The organism is Metapseudomonas otitidis, from assembly GCF_900111835.1.
GTDB classification, from domain to species: Bacteria; Pseudomonadota; Gammaproteobacteria; order Pseudomonadales; family Pseudomonadaceae; genus Metapseudomonas; species Metapseudomonas otitidis.
In genome coordinates this window covers 58,996-81,660 of the sequence record NZ_FOJP01000020.1, presented here as the reverse complement: position 1 = coordinate 81,660, position 22,665 = coordinate 58,996, and the positions used below count along the sequence as shown (strand labels likewise).

General features: G+C 67.2%; 21 protein-coding genes. 11 read left to right on the top strand and 10 right to left on the bottom strand.

All coding sequences use genetic code 11. From position 1 onward, the window contains the following. Positions 1-12 precede the first annotated feature (12 nt). The 3 genes from cgtA to rplU form a co-directional block, all read right to left on the bottom strand. Complete coding sequence (cgtA, locus tag BM198_RS23985) at positions 13-1,233, bottom strand: Obg family GTPase CgtA (RefSeq protein WP_044410402.1); 1,221 nt, start codon at positions 1,231-1,233, stop codon at positions 13-15. A 137-nt stretch (positions 1,234-1,370) separates the two neighbouring features. Beyond that, positions 1,371-1,628: a 50S ribosomal protein L27 gene (rpmA, locus tag BM198_RS23980; protein WP_044410405.1), complete on the bottom strand. Its 258-nt coding sequence runs from the start codon at positions 1,626-1,628 to the stop codon at positions 1,371-1,373. A 24-nt stretch (positions 1,629-1,652) separates the two neighbouring features. Further along, the gene (gene rplU, locus BM198_RS23975; protein ID WP_044410409.1) at positions 1,653-1,964 is read right to left on the bottom strand and encodes a 50S ribosomal protein L21; all 312 of its coding nucleotides are present in this window, start codon (positions 1,962-1,964) and stop codon (positions 1,653-1,655) included. 244 nt (positions 1,965-2,208) lie between these two features. On the opposite strand from rplU, the gene BM198_RS23970 reads away from it, so the two are divergent. Continuing rightward, on the top strand, positions 2,209-3,177 hold the full coding sequence (locus tag BM198_RS23970; protein ID WP_074972986.1) for a polyprenyl synthetase family protein: 969 nt from the start codon (positions 2,209-2,211) through the stop codon (positions 3,175-3,177). A 147-nt stretch (positions 3,178-3,324) separates the two neighbouring features. Then, positions 3,325-3,573: a PA4570 family protein gene (locus BM198_RS23965; RefSeq protein ID WP_044410414.1), complete on the top strand. Its 249-nt coding sequence runs from the start codon at positions 3,325-3,327 to the stop codon at positions 3,571-3,573. A 136-nt stretch (positions 3,574-3,709) separates the two neighbouring features. On the opposite strand, the gene BM198_RS23960 is transcribed toward BM198_RS23965, so the two are convergent. The 4 genes from BM198_RS23960 to BM198_RS23945 form a co-directional block, all read right to left on the bottom strand. Next, on the bottom strand, positions 3,710-4,327 hold the full coding sequence (locus tag BM198_RS23960) for a BamJ family beta-barrel-assembly machinery protein (protein WP_044410417.1): 618 nt from the start codon (positions 4,325-4,327) through the stop codon (positions 3,710-3,712). A 122-nt stretch (positions 4,328-4,449) separates the two neighbouring features. Then, positions 4,450-4,944 carry a TIGR00645 family protein gene (locus BM198_RS23955; protein WP_044410420.1) on the bottom strand — a complete coding sequence of 165 codons (495 nt, stop codon included), beginning with the start codon at positions 4,942-4,944 and terminating at the stop codon, positions 4,450-4,452. Positions 4,945-5,126: 182 nt separating this feature from the next. Further along, complete coding sequence (locus BM198_RS23950) at positions 5,127-5,468, bottom strand: PA4575 family protein (protein WP_044410422.1); 342 nt, start codon at positions 5,466-5,468, stop codon at positions 5,127-5,129. Between the two features lie 208 nt (positions 5,469-5,676). Next, on the bottom strand, positions 5,677-8,190 hold the full coding sequence (locus tag BM198_RS23945; RefSeq protein ID WP_074972985.1) for a Lon protease family protein: 2,514 nt from the start codon (positions 8,188-8,190) through the stop codon (positions 5,677-5,679). A gap of 189 nt (positions 8,191-8,379) precedes the next feature. Here BM198_RS23945 and BM198_RS23940 point away from each other — a divergent pair, with 189 nt between their 5' ends. Further along, positions 8,380-10,233, top strand: a complete 1,854-nt coding sequence (locus tag BM198_RS23940) for an Lnb N-terminal periplasmic domain-containing protein (protein WP_083422470.1) — start codon at positions 8,380-8,382, stop codon at positions 10,231-10,233. On the opposite strand, the gene BM198_RS23935 is transcribed toward BM198_RS23940, so the two are convergent. From BM198_RS23935 to rtcR, 3 genes are all read right to left on the bottom strand, one after another. Beyond that, entirely contained in the window at positions 10,227-11,171 is a 945-nt protein-coding gene (locus BM198_RS23935; RefSeq protein ID WP_074972983.1) for an SMI1/KNR4 family protein, read from the bottom strand. The genes BM198_RS23940 and BM198_RS23935 overlap by 7 nt on opposite strands. Next, the gene (locus BM198_RS23930; protein WP_074972981.1) at positions 11,168-11,749 is read right to left on the bottom strand and encodes an NADAR family protein; all 582 of its coding nucleotides are present in this window, start codon (positions 11,747-11,749) and stop codon (positions 11,168-11,170) included. The genes BM198_RS23935 and BM198_RS23930 overlap by 4 nt, the downstream gene beginning before the upstream one ends. Positions 11,750-11,856: 107 nt before the next feature. Next, positions 11,857-13,458: an RNA repair transcriptional activator RtcR gene (gene rtcR, locus BM198_RS23925; protein WP_074972979.1), complete on the bottom strand. Its 1,602-nt coding sequence runs from the start codon at positions 13,456-13,458 to the stop codon at positions 11,857-11,859. 264 nt (positions 13,459-13,722) lie between these two features. On the opposite strand from rtcR, the gene BM198_RS23920 reads away from it, so the two are divergent. From BM198_RS23920 to BM198_RS23885, 8 genes are all read left to right on the top strand, one after another. Further along, on the top strand, positions 13,723-15,273 hold the full coding sequence (locus BM198_RS23920) for a vWA domain-containing protein (protein WP_074972977.1): 1,551 nt from the start codon (positions 13,723-13,725) through the stop codon (positions 15,271-15,273). A 660-nt stretch (positions 15,274-15,933) separates the two neighbouring features. Continuing rightward, complete coding sequence (locus BM198_RS23915) at positions 15,934-17,157, top strand: RtcB family protein (protein WP_074972975.1); 1,224 nt, start codon at positions 15,934-15,936, stop codon at positions 17,155-17,157. Between the two features lie 54 nt (positions 17,158-17,211). Next, positions 17,212-17,790, top strand: a complete 579-nt coding sequence (locus BM198_RS23910; RefSeq protein WP_074972973.1) for a hypothetical protein — start codon at positions 17,212-17,214, stop codon at positions 17,788-17,790. Positions 17,791-17,811: 21 nt separating this feature from the next. Further along, the gene (locus BM198_RS23905) at positions 17,812-18,609 is read left to right on the top strand and encodes a nucleotidyltransferase domain-containing protein (protein WP_074972971.1); all 798 of its coding nucleotides are present in this window, start codon (positions 17,812-17,814) and stop codon (positions 18,607-18,609) included. 29 nt (positions 18,610-18,638) lie between these two features. After that, entirely contained in the window at positions 18,639-19,541 is a 903-nt protein-coding gene (locus BM198_RS23900; protein WP_074972969.1) for a hypothetical protein, read from the top strand. 44 nt (positions 19,542-19,585) lie between these two features. Beyond that, a complete protein-coding gene (locus tag BM198_RS23895; RefSeq protein ID WP_074972967.1) occupies positions 19,586-20,965 on the top strand; it encodes a hypothetical protein in 1,380 nt (459 codons plus the stop codon). A gap of 88 nt (positions 20,966-21,053) precedes the next feature. Further along, on the top strand, positions 21,054-22,079 hold the full coding sequence (gene rtcA / locus BM198_RS23890; RefSeq protein ID WP_074972965.1) for an RNA 3'-terminal phosphate cyclase: 1,026 nt from the start codon (positions 21,054-21,056) through the stop codon (positions 22,077-22,079). Positions 22,080-22,181: 102 nt separating this feature from the next. Continuing rightward, positions 22,182-22,556 (top strand): hypothetical protein, encoded by a 375-nt coding sequence (locus BM198_RS23885; RefSeq protein ID WP_044410453.1) that lies wholly within the window; start codon positions 22,182-22,184, stop codon positions 22,554-22,556. Positions 22,557-22,665: the final 109 nt, after the last annotated feature.

Genomic DNA, 22,665 nt, shown 5'->3' with positions numbered 1-22,665 from the left:
AAGGCGCGGTCATCAGGGAACGTAGAAGATCTCCGGCCCGTCGCCGTCGTCCTCGTCATCAAAGAAATCATCATCGTCGTCGGCCTCATCGGCACTCTTCAGACCGGCACGGCGCAGCGCACGGCGATCATCCAGGGCCTGCAGGCGAGCACGCGCCTCGTCCTCGATGCGCTGATCCAGCTCGGCGAGCGACTCGGCGTAGGCCGGGTCCTCTTCCATGCGCAGGGTCCGCTCGTCGAGGTAACGCATGATCTCCTGGGAAAGCGCCTCGGTCCCCTCGCGCTCCAGGGCGGAGATGACGAATACAGGCCCTTCCCAACCGAGGCGCTGGATCACCTCTTTCATGCGCGCTTCGCGCTCTTCATCCAGCAGCTGGTCGGCCTTGTTCAGCACCAGCCAGCGATCACGCTCGGTCAGCGCCGGACTGAAGCGCCCCAGCTCCTCGACGATGGTCGCAGCCGCCTCGGCCGGATCGCTCTCGTCCAGCGGCGCCATGTCGACGATGTGCAGCAGCAGGCGCGTACGCGCCAGGTGCTTGAGGAAGCGAATCCCCAGGCCAGCACCCTCGGCAGCGCCCTCGATCAACCCAGGGATGTCGGCCACGACGAAGCTCTTGAAGCGCCCTACGCTTACCACACCCAGGTTCGGCACCAGGGTGGTGAAGGGGTAATCCGCCACTTTCGGCTTGGCGGCCGACACCGCACGGATGAATGTGCTCTTGCCCGCATTCGGCAGGCCCAGCAGACCGACGTCAGCCAGCACCTTCAGCTCCAGCTTGAGGTCGCGGGACTCACCCGGCTTGCCCTTGGTGGTCTGGCGCGGCGCGCGGTTGGTACTGGACTTGAAGCGGGTATTCCCCAGCCCGTGCCAACCACCCTGGGCCACCAGCAGGCGCTGACCGGGCACGGTCAGGTCACCAATGATTTCCTGGGTACCGGCATCAATCACCGTAGTGCCGACCGGCACCGGCAGGACAAGGTCTTCGCCCTTGCGGCCGGTGCAGTCCTTGCTGCCGCCGTTCTCGCCACGCTGGGCATCGAAACGACGGGTATAGCGGTAATCCACCAGGGTGTTGAGGTTCGGATCGGCTTCCATGTACACGGAACCGCCGTCGCCACCATCACCACCGTTGGGGCCGCCTTTCTCAATGAATTTTTCGCGACGGAAACTCATCAGGCCATTGCCGCCGTCGCCTGCTTTTACAAAGATCGAAACTTCATCGACGAATTTCATCAGGAAGCCTCCCGCCACGGTGGCGGGCCAATTAAAAAGGAACACAAGGATACAGGGAGCCGGCGCTACGCGCAGTTTCCGCTGTCAGAAACAAAAAAGCCCCGTCGCGAGACAGGGCTTTTGCAGCGAGATCGCGATTAGGCCGCGACGACGCTCACGTACTTGCGACCGAAGGCGCCTTTGACCTCGAACTTCACAACGCCGTCCACTTTCGCGAACAGGGTGTGGTCCTTGCCCAGGCCAACGCCAACGCCGGCGTGGAACTTGGTGCCACGCTGACGAACGATGATGTTGCCGGCCTTGATGACCTGGCCGCCGTACAGTTTCACGCCAAGGCGTTTACTTTCTGAGTCGCGACCGTTGCGGGTAGAACCGCCAGCTTTTTTGTGTGCCATGAGTCAAATCCTCCAAAAAGGAAATTAGGCCTGGATGCCGGTGATTTTGATTTCAGTGAACCACTGGCGGTGGCCCTGACGCTTCATGTGGTGCTTACGACGACGGAACTTGATGATGCGAACCTTGTCGTGACGGCCTTGAGAGACCACTTCGGCAACCACTTTGGCGCCATCGACAACCGGAGCGCCGATTTTCACGTCGTCGCCATTGCCGATCAGCAGAACGCGATCGAAAGTCACGGATTCGCCAGTGGCGACTTCCAGCTTCTCGATCTTCAGGAATTCACCTTCAGCGACTTTGTACTGCTTGCCGCCGGTAACGATAACTGCGTACATGGATTTTCTCCGTTAAACCTGCTCACCCGACGCTTTATAGAAAGAGGAATGGGTCGGCATGGCTGCATGGGGCCGGAACTGGAACCCGTGCAATTGCGTAAGGCAGGGAAATGCCCAAGGAAGTTCAGGGGCCGCGATTGTACGCAAGCTGCAAAAGCCGCGCAAGCACCGGCGGGGCTTGCCTTGACAGCCCCCTACCCGCCCCCTAGCATGCCGCGCATTCTCAAAGGAGCACCCCTCGCTGATGCAACCCCAGGCCTTCTACCGCGTGGTGGCGGACGATTTTACCGCAGTCGACGACATCATCCGTCGGCAACTCACCTCCCGCGTACCCCTGGTCGAGAAAATCGGCGACTACATCGTCTCCGCCGGCGGCAAGCGCCTGCGCCCGCTGCTGGTCCTGCTCAGCGGCAATGCCCTCGGGTTCGGCGGCGACCAGCTGCGCCTGCTGGCCGCCACCATCGAATTCCTGCACACCTCCACCCTGCTGCACGACGACGTCGTCGATGCCTCGGGCCTGCGTCGCGGCCGCTCCACCGCCAATGCCCTGTGGGGCAACGCGCCGAGCGTACTGGTGGGCGACTTCCTCTACGCGCGCTCCTTCGAAATGATGGTCGAGCTGGGCTCCATGCCGGTGATGCGCATCATTTCCCAGGCCACTCGCGTCATCGCCGAAGGTGAAGTGCTGCAGCTGTCGAAGATCCGCGACGCCAGTACCACTGAAGAGACCTATATGGAAGTCATCCGCGGCAAGACCGCGATGCTCTTCGAGGCCTCCACCCACAGTGCCGCCGTACTCGCCGGCGCCAGCGAAGCCCAGGCCGAAGCCCTGCGGACCTTCGGTGACTACCTGGGCATCGCCTTCCAACTGGTGGACGACCTGCTCGACTACCGTGGCGACGCCGCCACCCTCGGCAAGAACGTCGGTGACGACCTCGCCGAAGGCAAGCCGACCCTGCCGCTGATCGTCACCATGCGTGACGGTAGCCCCGAGCAGGCCGCACTGGTCCGCAAGGCCATCCAGCAAGGCGGCAGCCAGGACCTGGAAGGCATCCGCGAAGCCGTGGAAGCCGCCGGCGCCCTCGACTACACCGCCCGCCTCGCCCGCGACTATGCCGAGCGCGCCATCGCCTGCCTGGATGCCCTGCCGCCCAGCGAGCACCGCGACGCCATGATCGAGCTGACGCAGTTCGCCGTCGCCCGCACACACTGAGCCAGAGCGCCCACCGGAAAGCCCGCCTCACATGGCGGGCTTTTTCATGCCCGCAGGAAACAGCTGGCGACGAAAGGCACCGATAGACCCTTGCTATTTTGATAATAGGAATTATTCTCATCTCACAGCTTTTCAAGGAGATGAGCCATGACCTACCTGATCGATGCCTGGCTGGATCGCCCCCACCCCTACCTGCGCATCCTCCACCGTGAAACCGGGGAAATCTGCGCCGTGCTGGAAGAAGAAGCCCTCGACGAACTGCGTGACCAGGGCGACCTCGACCTCGCCGGGCTGAACTCCAGCGAGCCGCTGGTGCTCAAGGAACTGGTGCGCAACCTCTTCCTATTCTGCTACGCGCGGGCCTTGAGGCCGCAACAGGACGCCCACCTGGCATGACGGAGATCCGGGTGGTGCAGGACGCGCCACCCGCAAGCGGGCGCCCCGGGGCGCCCGCCTGCAAACGGGGCCGACAAGGCCCCGCAGGTGCCCGGGCGGGCCAGGACGGCCAGCCCGGGCATCGCTCTTTGCGGGATCAGAGGATCGCCAGCAGCTCCACGTCGAACACCAGCACGCTGTGGGGCGGGATGCTGCCCACACCCTGCGCGCCATAGGCCAGCTCGCTGGGCACGTGCAGGCGCCACTTGCTGCCGGCATTCATCAGTTGCAGGGCCTCGACCCAGCCCGGGATCACGCCACCCACCGGGAACTCGGCCGGCTCGCCACGGTTGTAGGAGCTGTCGAACACGGTGCCGTCGATCAGCGTGCCGTGGTAGTGGGTGCGCACGGTGTCTTCGGCCGACGGCTTGGCGCCCTCGCCTGCCACCAGCACCTCGAACTGCAGGCCGGACGGCAGCACGGTCACGCCTTCGCGCTTGGCGTTCTCTGCCAGGTAGGCGCGGCCTTCGCCAGCCGCCGCTTCAGCCTTGGCCTGGGCCTGGGCCTGCATGCGCTCGCGGATGACCCGGAACGCCGCGTTCAGGTCGGCCGCGTCGACACGGCTTTCCTGGCCGGCAAAGGCGTCGCGCAGGCCGGCGACCACGGCATCGATGCTCACGCCGGGCGGGGGGTTGTCACGGATCTGGTCACCCAACTGGCGGCCAATGCCGTAGCTGACGCGGGATTCATCACTGGAAAGATCGAGTTCGGACATGGCCGGGCTCCGCACAGGGAAAAAAGGTCGGCCAGACTAGCACAGCCCCCCGCACCGCCCTACCCCGGAAACGAAACCGCCTGCCGGCCTGGAAGGCGGGCGGGCGGCCGTTGCAGCAAGGTTCAGTGGCTGCTTTTGCTCATCTTGTCCAGGTAGCCCATGGCGAACGCCGAGACCACGAAGGTCATGTGCACCACCACGTACCAGAGGATCTTGTCGTTATCGATGTTCTGCGCATCCATGAAGACCCGCAGCAGGTGGATGGACGAGATCGCCACGATGGACGCCGCCACCTTCATCTTCAGCGAACCGGAGTCCATCTTGCCCAGCCAGCTGAGCTTCTCCTTGTTCTCGTCGATGTCCAGCTGCGACACGAAGTTCTCGTAGCCGGAGAACATCACCATCACCAGCAGGCCGCCCACCAGGGACATGTCGATCAACGAGAGCAGCACCAGGATCAGCTCACCCTCGGTCTTCTCGAAGACATGGGGAATGACGTGGTAGATCTCCTGGAAGAACTTCAGCGCCAGCGCCAGCAGCGCCAGCGACAGGCCGAAGTAGATGGGCGCCAGCAGCCAGCGCGCCGCGTACATCGAGTTTTCCAAAAAGCGTTCCATGGAGCCTCGCAGCAGGGGGTGGAAATGGCGGCGAGTATAGCGAGCACTTTCCTACAGAAAAACAGAATGAAACGCCCGGAAATATCCCCGAAAGCTGTGGATAACCCTGTGCATGAGCACTGCAAGGATCGCTGCCACCGCCTGCGCCTGCGGCCTTGCAACGGGTGCGCGAAAAACCGCCATCAACTGTCCGGGCGTGACAGGCAATTCCCCAGCGTGCGCCCTCGCGTCTGGTTCAGGCGACGCAGCTCCGCCTGCTGGTGCAGGCGCCAGGTCATGGGTTCCTCGCAGGGGCAGTAGCCCAGCTCGCCCAGGCAATCCGCGATGCTTGCCATCACCGATTCGGCGACGAAAGGCCCATGGAACGGGCCCTGGGCGCGAATGGCAGAAGGTTGGGTGCCGGAAATGCCGGCCGCACAGATGAGGGTCCACAGACCGTTGTCACCGGCCAGCGGCAGGATCACGCATTCGATACGGGTGACCAGCCCCAGGCATTGACGGGTAAGGCAGAGGGTGCGGGACATGACGACATTCCTCGCGTGGACCTGGCGCCCAGCCTACACCCCGAAAACCTGGGAAAGCGAGGAATTCTTATCCACGCCTTCTGTGGATAACCCTGTGGAATGAATGTCGGCAAAACCGCCGAAGCGCCGCCCCGCCTGTGCTGCGGGGCCTTGCTCGAAGCCTGACCAGCCGCGCCCTCCCTGGCACGGCGTCAAACCGTCTGTCAGATCATTCCGAGGCCTTGCCACCGTCGGCCGCAGGTGCCTTCCGGGTGGGCGCCTTGCGCTTCGGCTTGGCGGGCTCCGGTGCCTTCTCGGCAGCGACGGCAGCAGCAACAGCCTCCGCCTCCTTGACGGGGGCCTTCTCCTCTTCCTCCATGCCCATCTCGGCGATCTCCCGCAGGCGGGCCACTACGCGTGCATTGATGCTGCCCGCCGGGAAGCGGCCCTTCTCGTCCGGCGCACCGGCCGGCTCGCCCACCAGCAGGCTCAGGGCCTCATCGGCTTGGCGCACGGCGTAGACATGGAACTGGCCCTTGCGCACGGCCTGCACCACCCGCTCGTCGAGCATCAGGTTGGTGACGTTGGCGTGGGGAATGATCACCCCCTGCTCGCCCGTCAGCCCCCGGGCTTCGCACAGGCGGAAGAAGCCTTCGATCTTCTCGTTCACCCCGCCCACGGCCTGCACCTCGCCGAACTGGTTGATCGAACCGGTGATGGCGAAGCACTGCTTCAGCGGCGTGCGCGACAGCGCCGAGATCAGCGTGCAGGCCTCGCCCAGGGAGGCGCTGTCGCCGTCCACATAGCCGTAGGACTGCTCCAGCGCGATGCTCGCGGAAATCTCCAGGGGAAACTCCTGGGCGTAGCGGCTGCCCAGGTAGCCGGTGAGGATCATCACCCCCTTGGAGTGGATCGGCTGGCCCAGGTTGACCTCGCGCTCGATGTCGACGATGCCCGAACCGCCGGGGTAGACGGTGGCGGAGATCCGCGCCGGCACGCCGAACGCCGAGTCCCCTACCTCCAGCACGGTGAGGCCGTTGCACTTGCCCACGGCCGCTCCCTCGGTGTCGATCAGGATGGTGCCGGCCAGCATGTCGTCGAGGATGCGCGCCGACACCCGGCCGGTGCGCGTGGCCTTGGCCTTCAGCGCCCGCTCCACGTGTTCGGCGTTGGTCACCGGCTCACCGGCCAGCTGACGCAGGAAGTCCGCCTCGCTGTGCAGCTGGAACAGGTCGCCGATCTTCGCCGACAGCCGCCGCTGGTTCTCCGCCAGGCGCACGCTGTAGGTCGCCAGGCGCGCCACGGCATCCGCGCTCAGCGGCGCCATGCCTTCCTCGGTGGTACGGGTCTTCAGCAACTGGGCGAACTGTTCCAGGGTCTCCTCGTTGAAGTCGATCTCTTCATCGAAGTCCACCAGCACCCGGAACATCTCCTGGAAGTCCGGGTCCAGGTCCTGCAACGTGTAATACAGCTGGCGCGACCCGATGATCACCACCTTCACCTGCAGCGGGATCACCTGGGGCGTCAGGGTCACGGTGGCCAGGCGGCCCAGCTCGGCCAGCGGCGACTCCATCTTCAGCTGGCGCGAATGCAGCGCGCGCTTCAGCGCATCCCAGACGAAGGGCTCGCTGAGCATCTTCTCCGCCTCCAGCACCAGGAACCCGCCGTTGGCGCGGTGCAGCGCACCCGGGCGCAGCTGGCGATAGCTGGTGTAGAGCGCGCCCTGGTCGGTGCCGTACTCGATGCGCCCGAACAGGTTGTCGTAGGTCGGGTGCGGCTCGAACACCACCGGTGCCCCGCTGCCATCGGGGTGCCCCACCACCAGGCTGGGGCAGTACTGCTCCTCCAGCATCTCGCGGCGCTGCACGTCCGGCTTGTCGTCCAGCAACTGGTCGACCACGGTCTTCAGCAGGTTCACCTGCATCGCCTGCAGATAAGCCACCACACCGGCGTTCTCCGCGTACTTCTCCGAGAGCGGTGCCAAGAGCGGCTGCAGCGCCTGGGTGATGGTCTCCTCGTTGAGCTGGCGCAGCTGGTTGCTCGACTCGCGCTTCCATTGCGGCAGGCTGGCCAGTTCCTCGTTGAGGCGCTCCTCCAGCAGCGCGATGTCATCGTGGAAGCGCTCGCGCTCGGCTTCCGGCAACTGGGCGAAGTCCGCCTCGTCCAGCGCCTTGCCGTCCTTCATCGGGGTGAAGGCGATGTTCGATGCATCGCGGTACAGCGCCACGTCCTTCTCCAGGGCCAGGCGCTCGATCACGTCCAGCGCGCGGTCATAGCGCTGGTTGAAGCCGCGGTCGATGGCGCTCTTCTTCTGCTGGAAGGTGGGCGTCTCGAACACCGCCGGGAAGGTGGCCAGCAGGTTATCCACAAGCTGGCCGATGTCGGCGATGAAGGCGTTCGCCTCGCCCGGCGGCAGGCGCAGCGCGCGGGGCTCGCGGGGCTCGTCGAAATGGTTGACGTAGACCCAGTCCTCCGGGGTCGCCAGGCGCTTGCCCTCGGCCTTGAGGTAGCGCTGCACGAAGGAGAAGCGGCCGGTACCCGGCTCGCCCATGACGTAGACGTTGTAGCCGGCGCGGGGCATCGCCACGCCGAATTGCAGGGCCTCCACCGCGCGCTCCTGGCCGAGCACGCCACGGAAGGGCTCGAGGTCGTCGGTGGTGGTGAAGGAGAACTGGCCAGCGTCGAAGCAGCGGGTGAGCGCCTCAGGAGCCAGGCGAAGGGAAGCAGCGAATGGAGCGGGCATCGGGAATCCTTGTGGGCGACGCGGGAGATGGCCGCATTCTGGCGCTCGCCGGAAGCGCGTGGCAAGGCGTTCCGCGTGTGGCGGCGAGCCCCGTCACGGCTTGCGAAAATCCCTCGCCTGACCTTGCTTGACACCCGCCCCGCCCTTCACGAAAGCTCGCCCCCTTCCCCAGGCAAAGCGAGCCGCCCGTTGAAACGGATCCTCCTTCTCCCGCTGCTGCTCACCTGCAATGCCCTGCTGGCCGCCACGCCCATCCCCGTGGAGACACTGCAGCGCCTGGCCAACGACCCCTACTGGATCGCCCTCGGCCACTACGAGCGCGGCAAGCTCGGCGGCTGGCGCAGCTACGTCGACGACGGGCGCTTCTTCCTTTCACCCGAGGGCGCACACAGCCCGGAAGCGGAACTCGGCGCCACCGTCCAGGCGCTGTACCAGGACCCGGCCCTCGGCGACCGCCACCCCCAGTGCGTCTACCCCGCCCGCACCCGCTGGCTGCGCGAACAGCTGGACCTGCGCGACCTGCCCGCCCCGGCGTGCAGCGAATACCGCCAGTGGTTCCAGGACATCAACCCCCACAGCACCGTGCTGGTGTTCCCGGCGGCCTACCTCAACAGCCCCTCCTCGATGTTCGGCCACACCCTGCTGCGCATCGACCAGAGCGATGTGGACGAGAACAACACCGCCCTGCTCAGCTACGCGCTCAACTTCGGTGCCTTCATCGAAGGCGCCGACAACAGCATCCTCTACGCCTGGAAAGGCCTGATGGGCGGCTACCCCGGGCTCTTCGCACTGGTCCCCTACCGCGACAAACTCAAGGAATACAGCCGCCTGGAGAACCGCGACCTGTGGGAGTACCGGCTCAACCTCAGCCCCGAGGAGACCGGGCGCATGGTCGAGCACGTGTGGGAACTGAAGCAGGTGCGCTTCGACTACTTCTTCTTCGACGAGAACTGCTCCTACCGCCTGCTGGAGCTGCTGGAGATCGCCCGCCCCGGCACCGAGCTGACCGAGCAGTTCCCCCTCACCGCCATCCCTACCGACACCGTGCGCGCGGTGAAGAGCGCCGGGCTGGTGGACCGCATCGACTTCCGCCCCTCCCGCGAGCGGGAGCTGGCCGTCCGTGCCGAACCGCTGGAGCCCGTGGAACAGCAGTGGGCCCTGCGCCTGGCCGACGACGCCTCGCTGCTGCAGGCCCCCGAGTTCCAGGCCCTGCCGGCCCCGCGCCGGGCGCTGGTGCAGGATGCCGCCTTCCGCCTGGACCGCTACCGCAGCGCCGGCGAAGAGCGCGACAAGGACCGCGCACAGCGTGGCTTCCAGCTGCTGCAGGCGATCAACCGCAACCCGCCGCCCGCCCTCGACGTGGAACGCCCGGCCCTGCCCGAGGACGGCCACGACTCGCGCACCTGGCAACTGGGCCTGGGCAGCCGCGAAGACCGCGCCTACGCCGAGTACGGCCTGCGCATGGCCTACCACGACCTGCAGGACAACCTGGCGGGCTTCCCCCTCGGGGCCCAGATCGAAATCCTCCAGCTCAAGCTGCGCCAGTACGAGGAAAACCACTGGCAACTGCAGCAGCTGGACTTCGCCACCATCCGCTCGCTGACACCCCGCACCGCCCTGCTGCAGCCCTGGTCCTGGCAGGTCGCCGGCGGCCTGGAGCGGGTGCCCGGGAAGGACGGCGACGAAACCCTGGCGAGCCACCTCAACGGCGGCGCCGGGGCCACCTGGCAACTGGGGGACGACGCGCTCTACTACGCACTGGCCACGGCCCGCGTGGAACACAACCCGGACTTCGCCGCCTTCGTCGCCGGCGCGGGCGGCTTCGACACCGGCCTGCTCTGGCACAACCGCCTCGGCACCCTCAGCCTGGAAGCCGCCGGGGACTACTTCCACAACGGCGAGGTGCGCCGCCGGCTGTCACTGGCCCAGCAGTGGGAACTGAGCCAACAACTGGGCCTGCGACTGTCGGCGGAGCGCTCGTTCAGCCACCTCGCCGGGGACGACAACCAGGTGATGCTGCAACTGCGCTGGTACCACTACTGAGCGTCCTCGCGCTGGCGCTCCGCGATGCCGCGCGCGGCGAACCAGGCCTGGGCCGCGTCCTGCTTGAGCAGGCGGGCGAACACCGGCCCGTTGACCCCGCCGCGGATCAGTTGGCCAAGCTCAACACCTGACGCCTCCAGCCGCTCCAGCAGGGCCGTGTCGTCGGCCTCCACCGCATGCTCCAGGGCCAGGCGCTGCAGGTCGGGTCGTGCAGCGATGGAGCCAGCGTCCAGCGCCGCCTGCCAATCCAGCACCAGGTCGCCCAGGCAGGCCTTCACCCGTTCGGCCAGGGCCTGGTCGGCGGCATCGCCTTCCTCCAGCGGGATCAGCGCCTCCAGCAGCTCCAGGCCGGAACCGTCGGCATCCTCCGCCAGCGGGTCGCGCTCGTAGGCCAACTGGGCGAACAGCCCCTCCAGGTCATCGGCCACCCGGGCGAAGGCATCCTCGTGCAGGCGCATCGCCCAGGCCGGCGGCAGGCCCTGGCTCCAGGCGTAGACGCGGCCGAAGTAGTCCCCGGGCTCGACGCAGACATACAGCCGCTCCAGGTACTCGAAGCCGCCGATAGGCAGGAAGTCCAGCCGCCCGTCCCACTCGCGGCCCTCCTCCTCGGCGATCTGCCGGGCCCACTCCTGCTCGTGCTCCAGCCAGCCCCAGAGGTCGTTGTAGCCATCGCTGCCGGGGTAGAACAGCTCCCGCAGCGAATAGGGATGGATGTGGCCCTGGTAATCCACCCGCAGGTCGTAATCCAGCACGCCGCCATAGGCGACGCGCCACAGCCGCACCAGGGCCGGCGGCAGCGGGCGGCCGACGCGGCGCTCCACCTCGGCCAGTTGCTCGTCGGTGACGGGCGGCTGCGCCTGGTGGATCAGCCGCCCGCCGAACAGCACCAGGCCATGCCGAGCCAGGCGCTGGAGGTCTTCCGCGCTGAAGGCGTTCATTCGCACACCTCCTGCATCGGCTGCGCCACCGCCAGGCGCTCGCGCACCGCCATCAACGCAAAGCCCAGCAGGTTGAGCCCGCGCCAGGTGGCCGGGGTACGGGCCGCCGCATCCGCCTCGGCCAGGCCGATGCCCCACACCGGGTCCACCGGGCTGGCTTCCACCAGCACCCGACCGGCCGTGGCCAGCAGCACCCGGCGCAGCTCGGCGTTCTGCTCGAACTTGGCCTGGTTGCCTGCCACCACCAGGTCGAAGCGGGCGGCCAGCCAACGGGCCTCATCGAACCCGCGCACCTCCCGCCCGACGGCCTTGGCATCGGCCGGCGTACGCGCCGCGAGCACGGCCTTCAGTGCAGGCTCATCGCCGAACAGGCGTGCCTTGCCGGCCATCATCCAGTGCTCCGACGTGGCATAGCGGACGCCCTCCAGCACGAAGGGCGACTTGAACCACTGGCTGAAGCAGGCCTTGCCCAGCGGCGCGCCCGGTGCCGAGGTGTGGCCCCAGAAGTACAGGTAATCGAAGGCGTCTCCGGCGGCGCAGCGCTCGCGCAACTGCTCGACGGACAGGGGAAGGCTCATGGGCGATCCTTGCATGGCGGGTGAAAAAGGCCGACAGGATAGCCGAGCACGCCGGTACCGGCTGTGCCCGGATCGGCACGCTCACCGTGAGCCCGCGCCTTCACGCCCTACCGCGCCAGGTCCTTCCACTCCAGGCCGAACCTGCCCAGGTACTTGCGCAACCGGTCCGCGTCATTGGGTTGCGCCTTGGCCTGGCGCGAAACGTCGTAGAGCAGCCGCCCGGCCTCGGACAGGCTGCTCGCCTCGCGGCACACCGCCACCACCGCTGCCAGTTGCAAGCGGTCGAAGCGGTCCAGCTCGGCCAGGCGCTCCCCCAGCAGCGCCGCCAGGCCATCGTCCGGACCGGACTCATGGCCCCAGGCGCGGCGCAGCCGGTCGATCTCCTCCTGCACCAGCGCCTCGTCGATGCGGCCGCTGTCGGCCAGGGTCGCCATGCGCGTGATGGACGCCGACAGCTCGCGGAAGTTGCCGCTCCAGCGCGCTTCGGCGGAACAGGCGAACGCCAGGTAGCGACGCCGCGCCTCCAGGTTGAAGCGCACCAGGCGCCCCTGGTCGCGGGCGTGGCGTTCCAGCTCGAAGTCGATGTTCGGCTCGATGTCCTCGCGGCGCCCCGCCAGGCCCGGCAGCTCGAAGGTCCAGAGGTTGATGCGGGCGAACAGGTCCTCGCGGAACAGCCCTTCGGCCACCCGCGTGCGCAGGTCGCGGTGGGTGCCGGCGATCAGCAGGAAGTCGCTCTCCACCTCGCGGTCGGCGCCCATGGGGAAGAAGCGCTTCTCCTCGATGGCCTTGAGCAGCATGGCCTGCTCGTCCAGGCCCAGCTCACCGATCTCGTCGAGGAACAGCATGCCGCCGTCCGCCGCCCGCAGCAGGCCGTCACGGGCGCTCTGCGCGCCGGTGAAGGCGCCCTTGAGGTGGCCGAACAGCGCCGACATGGCACCGTCGCCGCGCAGGGTGGCGCAGTTCACCTCGACGAAGCGCCCCGCCACCTGGTGCCTGGCCCGCTTGAGTTCGTACACCCGCCGCGCCAGGAAGGACTTGCCCGCACCGGTGGGACCGATCAGCAGCATCGGCGCCCGCGAACGCACCGCCACCCGCTCGATCTGCTCGATGCTGCGGTTGAACGCCGGGTTGCGCGTGGCGATGCCCGACTTCAGCAGCTCCAGCCCTTCCAGCTGTTCGCGCTGGAAGCGCGAGGCGATGCGGTCATAACGGGACAGGTCGAGGTCGATCAGCGAATGGGTGCCGATGTTGTGGCGATCCTCGTCTCGGCGCCGGCCCGGCGAGGTCTGCACCAGCCGCGCTGGCAGGTAGCGCGCCTCGGTAAGCAGGAACCAGCAGATCTGCGCCACGTGGGTGCCGGTGGTGATGTGCACCAGGTAGTCCTCGTGCTCGGTGTCGAAGCGGTAGGCGCTGACGAAGTCATGCAGCGCGCCATACACCTCCTCGAAGTCCCAGGGGTTGCGCAGCGGCATCTCGTGCAGGCGCACCTCGGTCTGCGGCGACACCTGCTCTACGTCGCCCTTGATGCGCTGGGACAGGCCCAGGTCGCGGGCATCGCTGCCGTGGATCAGCTCCAGCCGGTCCACCAGCAGGTCCGGCTGCTGGCACAGGCCCACAGTGGGGCGCCATTTGTTCCAGCGGTCGGCGCCCTTGCCCATGCGGTCCAGGGTCGCGCCAACGAAGCCGATGGCAACGGTCTTGCGGCTCATGTTCATTCCTCCGCCACGGCACTTGCCGCTGGCGACTCGAAGACGATTGAAAGAGCGGCAGTTTATCTAAAAAGATAATTCCGTATATCCATGAATAGGAAAACCATGCAGCAGTCGACTTGAGATTCTGCACCCGAAAATCTCGAATAAAAATAAAACCCTTAAATATCAATCAGTTGAAAAATATTTTCGGCACGAAAACGAAGTTGGCACGCGCCTCGCTATATCCCTGTCAACGAAAGGACAACAGAGCGAGACGCCACGATGGCCAACACCGCCCTCTTCAACACCCAGGCAGCCAGCCTGCCGCAGGTGGATACGTACAACCGCAGCAAGGCCGGTGCCTACGCCCTGCAACCGAAGCACAAGCTGGCCCAGCTGGCGATGACCGGTTGCCTGAACCAGACCTTCTACGCCGACGCCCCCGAGCAACTGGCCGAGGTGCTGGCCCTGGTGGCCCAGCTGGACGCGGCCTTCGTGGCCAAGACCGCCGTGTATGCCCGCCGTGCCGGCCACATGAAGGACATGCCGGCCCTGCTGGTAGCCGCCCTGGCGGCGCAACGTTCCTCCCTGCTGCCGGCGGTTTTCGGCCAGGTGGTGGACAACGGCAAGATGCTGCGCAACGTGGTGCAGATCCTGCGCAGCGGCGTGACCGGTCGCAAATCGCTCGGTACGCAGCCCAAGCGCCTGGTGCAGGCGTGGCTGAACACCGCCAGCGAGCGCCAGCTGCTGCAGGCCGCGATCGGCAACCAGCCGTCCCTGGCGGACGTGCTGAAGATGGTCCACCCGAAACCGAGCGAAGCCTGGCGTGAAGCCTTCTTCGCCTGGGTACTCGGCAAGCCGGCGGATGCCGACGCGCTGCCGCCGCTGACCCGCGCCCTGCTGGCCTTCCGCAGCGGCGCCAGCGACGAGCTGCCGGACGTGCCCTTCCAGTTGCTGGGTGACCGTCAGCTGAGCGCCGCGCAATGGCTGGAACAGGCACAGCGCATGGGCTGGCAGGCCCTGCGGATGAACCTCAACACCCTGGCGCGCCACGGTGTGTTCCAGTTGCCCGGCGCGGCCTATACGGTTGCCGCGCGGCTGGCGGACCGGGAAGCGGTGGCCAAGTCACGGGTCTACCCGTACCAGTTGCTGACCGCCTACACGATGGCCGGCAACGACGTACCGGGACCGGTGCGCGAGGCGCTGCAGGACGCCCTGGAACTGTCGCTGGCCAACGTGCCGGCGCTGAGCGGCAACGTGGTGGTGTGCCCGGACGTATCCGGCTCCATGCAGAGCCCGGCCACCGGCTACCGCCAGGGCGCCACCAGCACGGTGCGCTGCATCGACGTGGCGGCCCTGATGGCGGCGGCGGTGCTGCGCAAGCAGCCGGCGGCGCGGGTGATGCCGTTCGAGAACCAGGTGGTGGACGTGCGCCTCAACCCGCGTGACAGCGTGATGAGCAACGCGCAGAAGCTGGCCTCGATCGGCGGCGGTGGCACCAACTGCTCGGCACCGCTGGCGCAGTTGGTGAAGGAGAAGGCCAAGGTGGACACGCTGATCCTGGTTTCGGACAACGAATCCTGGATCGACGCCAAGCGGCGCGGCGCCACCGAAACCATGCTCCAGTGGCAGCAGCTGAAGCGGCTGAACCCGAAGGCGAAGATGGTCTGCATCGACATCCAGCCCTACGGCACCACCCAGGCGCAGGAGCAGCAGGACATCCTCAACGTCGGCGGTTTCGGCGATGCGGTATTCGATGTGATCGCCCAGTTCGCCAGTGGCGAATACGGCGCGCGGCACTGGGTCGAGCTGATCGAGGCGACCGAGCTGTAGCGATACGGAGTAATCAAGGGCCCCGCAATGGGGTGGGGCCCGCAATGCGTTGAAGCGCGAGACGGCGAATGCTGCCGGGACTCCATCACCGATGTCCCTGCACACCCTTGTCACCGTAGCGCGCGGCACGAATACAGGTGGCTGTACATCGGTTGAGCCGGTTCGATTCCGGCCCGCGGCAACGCGGAACAGTCACCTTCCCTTGTCGTGCCACCTTGAGTTTTGCGACGAATGCCGGTGGAACTACACCCTCCAACGGTCGAGATGCGGGTTCGAATCCCGTCGGCTCCAATACTGCGGGGCCGTAGTTCAACGGTAGAACACGAAAACGTTTCACCACCTTTTGTCGTCGCACCTGTTTCACCACGGCCCGCAAGGGTCGGCAGCGAATGCAACGGGCATTACATGTGTCGCGGGTTCGAGCCCCGCCCCGGCAACGGGTAGCTCAGCGGGTAGAGCAATTCATGTCCACATCCCTTGTCGCTGCACCCCGGCCGTCCAGGCGGCCAACCGAATTTGCCCGGCGAATGCCGGTGGAACTACAGGACGTCGTGGTTGCGGGTTCGACTCCCGCCGGCTCTCCGGGGCCGTAGCTCAATCGGATAGAGCGCGATGCCGTTTCACCCGACTTGTCGCCGTTTTGAAAGGAAAGAAGGAACCATGGAAAAGCACTACAACCTGCTGGAAGTCGCCAACGGCAAGCCGATCAAGCTCTGGACCCAGGGCGTACCGGTGGAGGACGACGCGCGCAAGCAACTGATCAACACCGCGAAGATGCCCTTCATCTTCAAGCACCTGGCCGTGATGCCGGACGTGCACCTGGGCAAGGGGTCGACCATCGGCAGCGTGATCCCCACCGTCGGCGCCATCATCCCGGCCGCCGTGGGTGTGGACATCGGTTGCGGAATGATCGCCGCGCGCACCTCGCTGACCGCCTCCGACCTGCCGGACAACCTGGCCGGCCTGCGTAGCGCCATCGAGAAGGCCGTGCCCCATGGGCGCAGCGTGTCCCGCGGTGGTCGAGACAAGGGCGCCTGGGAAGACGTGCCGGAGCTGGCGGACCACGCCTGGTCGGCCCTGGCCGGGCGCTTCAAGGTGATCACCGACAAGTACCCGCGCCTGGAGAAGACCAACAACCGCAAGCACCTGGGAACCCTGGGAACCGGCAACCACTTCATCGAGGTCTGCCTGGACGAGGCCCAGCGCGTCTGGTTCATGCTCCACAGCGGATCGCGCGGTGTGGGTAACGCCATCGGCAGCCTGTTCATCGAACTGGCCCAGGCCGATATGCGCCAGCACATCGCCAACCTGCCGGACCGCGACCTGGCCTACTTCGAAGAAGGCAGCCAGCACTTCGACGACTACGTGGAGGCCGTGGGCTGGGCCCAGGACTTCGCCAAGCAGAACCGCGCGATGATGATGCACGCCGTGATCGCGGCGGCGCGTACGGTGATCAAGAAACCCTTCGAGGCCAACCTGGAAGCGGTGAACTGCCACCACAACTACGTGCAGAAGGAACAGCACTTCGGCCAGGAAGTCCTGGTGACCCGCAAGGGCGCGGTATCGGCGCAGAAGGGCCAGCTGGGCATCATCCCGGGCTCCATGGGCGCGCGCAGCTTCATCGTGCGCGGCCTGGGTAACGAGGAGGCGTTCTGCTCCTGCAGCCACGGCGCCGGCCGCACCATGAGCCGTACCAAGGCGAAGAAACTGTTCACCGTGGACGACCAGATTCGCGCCACCGCCCATGTGGAATGCCGCAAGGACGAGGACGTGATCGACGAGATCCCCATGGCCTACAAGGATATCGACGCCGTGATGCACGCCCAGCGCGAGCTGGTGGAAGTGGTGCATACCCTGCGTCAGGTCGTGTGCGTAAAAGGATGAAAAACGATCGGCGTTGCCCCGCCAACGCCTTTCGACCCTGAGGGAGAGCGGCTGATGCTGCAGAAACTGGAAAACCGCCGGGTCACCGAATTGCGGGCCCGACTCGACGAAGCCGGCAGCGTCTTCGATTTCGTTGTACTGAGCCTGGATGCCACCGCCCGCCCCGGCGAGGCTGAGCACCGCGATGCGCTGCGGGTGCTGTTCGAAGACATTCATGCACGCGCTCAGGAATGGCACTGCAAGCTGGTGGAACAGCACCCGCAGTACGCCGCCTACCAGCCTTTGGACATACGCCCCGACCTGACGCAGGCCCGCCCACAAGCCCTGGACATCGCTCGTATAGAGGAACTGGCCCGTGACGACGGGCCGCTGTACCGGGCCCTGATCGACCCGCCCCATGGCAGCACGCTGCAGGTGGCGGACTTCCGCGAATGGCGTGAGGCCCTGCGCCTGCACGCCGATGAGGGGATGCAGGTGCTGGACTGGGTCGGCAATGCCGACCACGAGCCCCAGCGCAGCACCTGGAGCCGCTACTTCGATGACGGCAAGGAATGGTGGGGCATCTGGTGCCTCACCCTGTACAACCCAAGACGACGAACACTCAGCGCGCTGGCCGCCAGCACCACCGACTGAAGCAGTAAGGGAATAAACGCAATGACCAGCGACCACCGCCATCCCCTCCCCGCCGCCATGCGCGAGCGGGTGCTGGAGGAACTGCAACGGGTCGAGCGCGAGCGCAACGTCACCGTGCTCTACGCCTGCGAATCCGGAAGCCGCGCCTGGGGCTTCGCCTCCAGCGACAGCGACTACGATGTGCGCTTCGTCTACGTCGAGCAGCCCGACTGGTACCTGCAGGTACGCGAGCCGCGCGACGTGATCGAGCGCCCGCTGGACGACGAGCTGGATGTGAGCGGCTGGGAACTGCGCAAGGCCCTGCGCCTGCTGCGCAACTCCAACCCCACGCTGCTGGAGTGGCTCGACTCGCCCCTGGTCTACCGCCAGGACGACGCCGCCACCGCGCGCCTGCGCGAACTGGCCGAAGCCTTCTGGTCGCCCCGGGCCGTGCGCCATCACTACCTGTCCATGGCCAAGAAGAACTTCCGCGGCTACCTGCAAGGCGAAGAGGTGCGTTTCAAGAAGTACCTCTACGTCCTGCGCCCGCTGTTGGCGGTACGCTGGCTCGACCAAGGCCGTGGCCGCCCGCCGATGCCCTTCGAGGACCTGCTGGTGACCCTGGACGACCCGGCGCTGCTGGCGGAGATCGACGAGCTGCTGCAGCTCAAGCGTGCCGCCACCGAAGCCACCCACGGCCCGCGCCGCGAGGTGCTGCACGCCTTCATCGAGGCCCAACTGGCCCGCGCCGGCGAAGCTCCGCAACTGCCGCGCGGCCAGGGGGACGACGCCCTGCTGGATGAATTCATGCGTCACTGCGTGCACACCCACGCCACCTGAGGCCATCGCATCAATGGAGAACAGCTGAAATGGACTTCAAACCCCTCACCGGCCTGCTGCTCCTGGGCCTGGCCAGCGGCCTCGCCGCCCAGGAGCGCCAGGTGCTGGACGCCCTCCCCCTGGACGCCACGACGGCCTACGAGCTGTCACTGCCCGCCTGCACCACCGCGCCCTGCCCGTTCGAGCTGCGCCTGTTGAAAGACGGCCGCCCACACGGCACCACGGTGGCTCTGCACTGGGCAGCGACAGCGGCTCCAGCCAGCCAGGCAGCGCCCGATCCCCTGTACGGCGCCGGCACGCCCCTGGGGGCTGGCGCGGCGCCCAGGGTGTGGATAACCGGCGAGGAAGAGGGGCAGGTCAGCGCGGCCGCTCGCCTGCTGCGGCTGGCGGATGGCACACCCGCGTTGCTGGTCAGCCAGATGGGCGGCTTCGAGCACCCCAAGCGCCATCACGCCCTGTACCTCGCCACGCCCCAGGGCCCGCACCTGGCCTGGTCCCACGACGAAGCCCCGGGGCCGAACCAGAGCTGGGTGCTGGCCCCCACGGGCGACAGCCCGGTACTGCTGGTGCACGAGCATGCCGCCGCGCTGAACGCAGCGGACCGCCTGGAGACGCGCAGCCTGATCTGGCACCCGGACCGCACGGCCTTCACCGAGGCGATGGCAGCGCCCTCGCCGGCCCTGCGCGCCGTGGTCGCCGAGCGCCACCCCAGCGCCATGGCCGCCCGGGACCAGCAGGAAGGCTGCCTGGCACCCTATGCGGTCATCGATACCGGCGCGCCGGCAGCGGCCCGCTACGCCCTGGCACAGGTGGCGGAAAGCGACGCCGAAGCCCAGGCGGAAACCACCCGCCTGCACGCGTGCGCAGCGACCCTGCGCCCGGAGACCGTGCCGCTGGCACAGCTATCGACCACGCCCGCACCGACGCAGTAAGCCGGCGGGAGACGGATGGACCATCCCCGTCCAAGGAGCATCCAATGAACACCACGCAATGGCTCGCCCATTGGCGGGACCAGCTACGCGTAAGACAGGCCGCAGGCGAGTACACCGACTGGCTGCGCTACCGGCTGGACGAGGCCGAAACCGTACTGGCCAATGGGACCGTCATCACGGCCCGCGAATTGCCGCTGCAACGCAACGGCTTCATCCGCGAGGGCGTGCTGCGTCGCCAGCTGGAGCGCGAGGATGAAACCGCCCTCGCCTACTGCCTCGTCTGCCTGAACGACCCAGTGGCGAGCCTGCGCGAACTGGCCAGGGCCGAACTGGAGCACCGGCAACCCAACGCCACGGCCGAAAGCCTGCTGGACAACCTCGACCTGCTGCTGGACCTGCAGCGCAAGCAGCGCGCCGACCACAGCGTGGCCCTGGAGCGCATCCGCGCGCGCCTGCGCGAGCCCGCCCTGCGAGGCAGCGTGCGGGCGGCATTGCCAGGCCTGCGCGGCCAGGAAGCCCGCTTCGTCTTCGACGCCCTGGCAAACGAAGAACAGCCGGATACCGAGCTGATCGACAAGGCCCTGAAGCACCCCGATCCGGCACTGCGTGCCCGGGTCATGGACAGGCTGGGTCGCCTGCCGGCGGAGTCCGCCGCACCGCTCTGGCGGCTGGCCCTCTCGGACCGCAACGGCCGCCTGCGCGCCAGGGCGCTGTACGCGCTGATAAAGGCCGAGCCCAATGCACCGGAACTGCACGGCTGGCTGGAAACAGCCCTGCTGGACGTCTCGCCATCGGTCCGCGACCTGGCCCGCTGGGCCGCGCCGCGCCACGGTGTCGATGCGGCGGCCGTGGTACGCCGGGCGCTGGTGCTGGTCCCGGTGGACAGGGCGCGCTGGCACGGCGTGCTCGGCCAGGCCGCCGAGCTGCGCCTGGAGGAGGCCGTGCCCCTGGCCCGCCAGGCGCTCGCCTCGCCCTTGCCCTCGGTCCGCCGCAAGGGCTTGCAGGTGCTGGTGGAGCAGGTTCCGGAGCAGGCCGGCGATGCCTGCCTCGCCTTGCTGGCTGACAACGCGCCGGGTGTGGTCGTCGAAGCGCTGCAGGGCCTGGAGCGCCTGTGCCATCCAGCGTTCGAACCCGCACTCCGGGCCGCGATGACACGCCTTGCCGCAACCGACATGGCGGGCAGCCTTCGCCTCAGCCGGATACTCCCCACCCACGCCCAGCTGGAGGCACTGCTGGACGGGCTCTGCGAGGCGCCGCAAGCATCACGCGAACCCTGGTTGCAGGCGCTCCGCGCGTGGCGCCACAGGCAGAAAAGACTGGTCAACTGGACCAGCACGACCCACCTCAAGGCACGGCTGGAGAGCCTGCGTGGCCAGCAGCTGATGCCGGAGGAAGAGCTCTCGGCGCTGATAAGGGCGCTGTGAGCAGGCAAACGACGTACAACTCGCAACCCATTGCACCATTGGCCTGGCCAGAGCGCCGGGCACGAACAACTGATTGGAACACCGAACCATGAACACGGATTTTCTCGAACTCGACGGCGCCATCGGCGGTGGCCAGATCCTGCGCAGCGCGCTGAGCCTGTCGATGATCACCGGCCGCCCGATGCGCATCCGCAACATTCGCAAGCAGCGCGGTCGTCCGGGCCTGTTGCGCCAGCACCTGACGGCGGTCCAGGCCTCTGCACAGATTTGTGGCGCACGCACCCAGGGGGCCGAATTGGGCTCGATGGAGCTGACCTTCATTCCCGGCAAGATTCGCGGGGGCGACTACCGCTTCGCCATCGGCAGTGCGGGCAGCTGCACCCTGGTGCTGCAGACCTTGTTGCCGGCCCTGCTGTTCGCCGACAGCCCGGCTCGCCTGTGGATAAGCGGTGGCACCCACAACCCGCTGGCCCCGCCGGCGGACTTCATCGAGCATGCCTGGCTGCCCTTGCTGCGCCGCATGGGCGCCCAGGTGGAGATGAAGCTGTTGCGCCACGGCTTCATGCCCGCCGGCGGTGGCGAGGTGACGCTGCAGGTGCAGCCGGGCGAGCTGCGCCCGCTGGCGCTGCCGGCACGCGGCGAGGTACGCGAGCAGGAAGCCACGGCCGTGCTGGCCAACATCCCGCACCACGTCGGTGAGCGCGAGCTGCGCCAGGTGGCGATGCGCCTGGACTGGCCGGAGGAGGCGCTGAAACGCGCCTACCTCGCACCCGACATGGGACCGGGTAATGCCTTGCTGCTGAAGGTGGGCTGCGAGGCGGTGACCGAGCTGTTCTGCGCCCTGGGCCAGACGCGCCTGTCGGCCGAACGGGTGGCGGACCTGGCGATCCGGCCGCTGCAGGCCTGGCTCACCAGCGGGGCGGCCACCTCGGAGTACCTGGCCGACCAGCTGCTGCTGCCGATGGCCCTGGCCGGCGGCGGGCAGTTCAGCACCTGCGTGCTGAGCGACCACCTGACCAGCAACATCGAGGTGATCCAACAATTCCTGCCCGTGCGTTGTCTGATCCAGAGCGAGCGGGAGGACTTCCACAACGTCACGCTCACGGCGTCTTGACGAAAAGACGACATCCCGCTGCCGAAAATGGGCGCGCGGACCCGGTCCGCGCCCCGACCATCCGGCGAATGCGCCCGCCCTATCGGCGCATGGGAGCTCACCATGGCGTGCATGCGCGCCACCCTGCCTGTCCTGCTCTGCGCGGCCCTGCTTCTCGCCGGCTGCGAGACCACCCATGACTACCTGGTTGCCCAGGGTTATCCACCGGCGTTCGCCGACGGTTACCAGGACGGCTGCAGCAGCGGCCGCCAGGCCGCCGGGGCGATCACCGGCGAGTTCCGCAAGGACGTGCCCCGCTACCTGCGCGACCGCACCTACGCCGAGGGCTGGGGCGACGGTTTCGAGCAGTGCAAGGAGCAGATGCGCAGCCAGGAGTTGCGGGAGTTCCGCGAGCAGGTGACGCGAGACCGCGACGACGAGTGGAAGCGGGACAAGGACCGCGCAGCCGCACGCGCTCTGGGTGGGCACAGCGATTGAGTGCGAGCCCCATGTGCGGGTTGGACGGTCCGTTTCAGCAAACAGCCCTTGCAGTCAGGGCGACATGAAAAGGGCAGCCGATTGGCTGCCCCTGTTCGTCTGGGTGCGG

Coding starts and splice junctions, on each gene's coding strand:
- BM198_RS23900 (WP_074972969.1), top strand. CDS start 18,639: ATGGACTTCAAACCCCTCACCGGCCTGCTGCTCCTGGGCCTGGCCAGC.
- BM198_RS23950 (WP_044410422.1), bottom strand. CDS start 5,468: ATGTCCCGCACCCTCTGCCTTACCCGTCAATGCCTGGGGCTGGTCACC.
- BM198_RS23970 (WP_074972986.1), top strand. CDS start 2,209: ATGCAACCCCAGGCCTTCTACCGCGTGGTGGCGGACGATTTTACCGCA.
- BM198_RS23930 (WP_074972981.1), bottom strand. CDS start 11,749: ATGAGCCTTCCCCTGTCCGTCGAGCAGTTGCGCGAGCGCTGCGCCGCC.
- BM198_RS23965 (WP_044410414.1), top strand. CDS start 3,325: ATGACCTACCTGATCGATGCCTGGCTGGATCGCCCCCACCCCTACCTG.
- rtcA (WP_074972965.1), top strand. CDS start 21,054: ATGAACACGGATTTTCTCGAACTCGACGGCGCCATCGGCGGTGGCCAG.
- cgtA (WP_044410402.1), bottom strand. CDS start 1,233: ATGAAATTCGTCGATGAAGTTTCGATCTTTGTAAAAGCAGGCGACGGC.
- rtcR (WP_074972979.1), bottom strand. CDS start 13,458: ATGAGCCGCAAGACCGTTGCCATCGGCTTCGTTGGCGCGACCCTGGAC.
- BM198_RS23960 (WP_044410417.1), bottom strand. CDS start 4,327: ATGTCCGAACTCGATCTTTCCAGTGATGAATCCCGCGTCAGCTACGGC.
- BM198_RS23905 (WP_074972971.1), top strand. CDS start 17,812: ATGACCAGCGACCACCGCCATCCCCTCCCCGCCGCCATGCGCGAGCGG.
- rplU (WP_044410409.1), bottom strand. CDS start 1,964: ATGTACGCAGTTATCGTTACCGGCGGCAAGCAGTACAAAGTCGCTGAA.
- rpmA (WP_044410405.1), bottom strand. CDS start 1,628: ATGGCACACAAAAAAGCTGGCGGTTCTACCCGCAACGGTCGCGACTCA.
- BM198_RS23945 (WP_074972985.1), bottom strand. CDS start 8,190: ATGCCCGCTCCATTCGCTGCTTCCCTTCGCCTGGCTCCTGAGGCGCTC.
- BM198_RS23885 (WP_044410453.1), top strand. CDS start 22,182: ATGGCGTGCATGCGCGCCACCCTGCCTGTCCTGCTCTGCGCGGCCCTG.
- BM198_RS23895 (WP_074972967.1), top strand. CDS start 19,586: ATGAACACCACGCAATGGCTCGCCCATTGGCGGGACCAGCTACGCGTA.
- BM198_RS23915 (WP_074972975.1), top strand. CDS start 15,934: ATGGAAAAGCACTACAACCTGCTGGAAGTCGCCAACGGCAAGCCGATC.
- BM198_RS23955 (WP_044410420.1), bottom strand. CDS start 4,944: ATGGAACGCTTTTTGGAAAACTCGATGTACGCGGCGCGCTGGCTGCTG.
- BM198_RS23920 (WP_074972977.1), top strand. CDS start 13,723: ATGGCCAACACCGCCCTCTTCAACACCCAGGCAGCCAGCCTGCCGCAG.
- BM198_RS23910 (WP_074972973.1), top strand. CDS start 17,212: ATGCTGCAGAAACTGGAAAACCGCCGGGTCACCGAATTGCGGGCCCGA.
- BM198_RS23935 (WP_074972983.1), bottom strand. CDS start 11,171: ATGAACGCCTTCAGCGCGGAAGACCTCCAGCGCCTGGCTCGGCATGGC.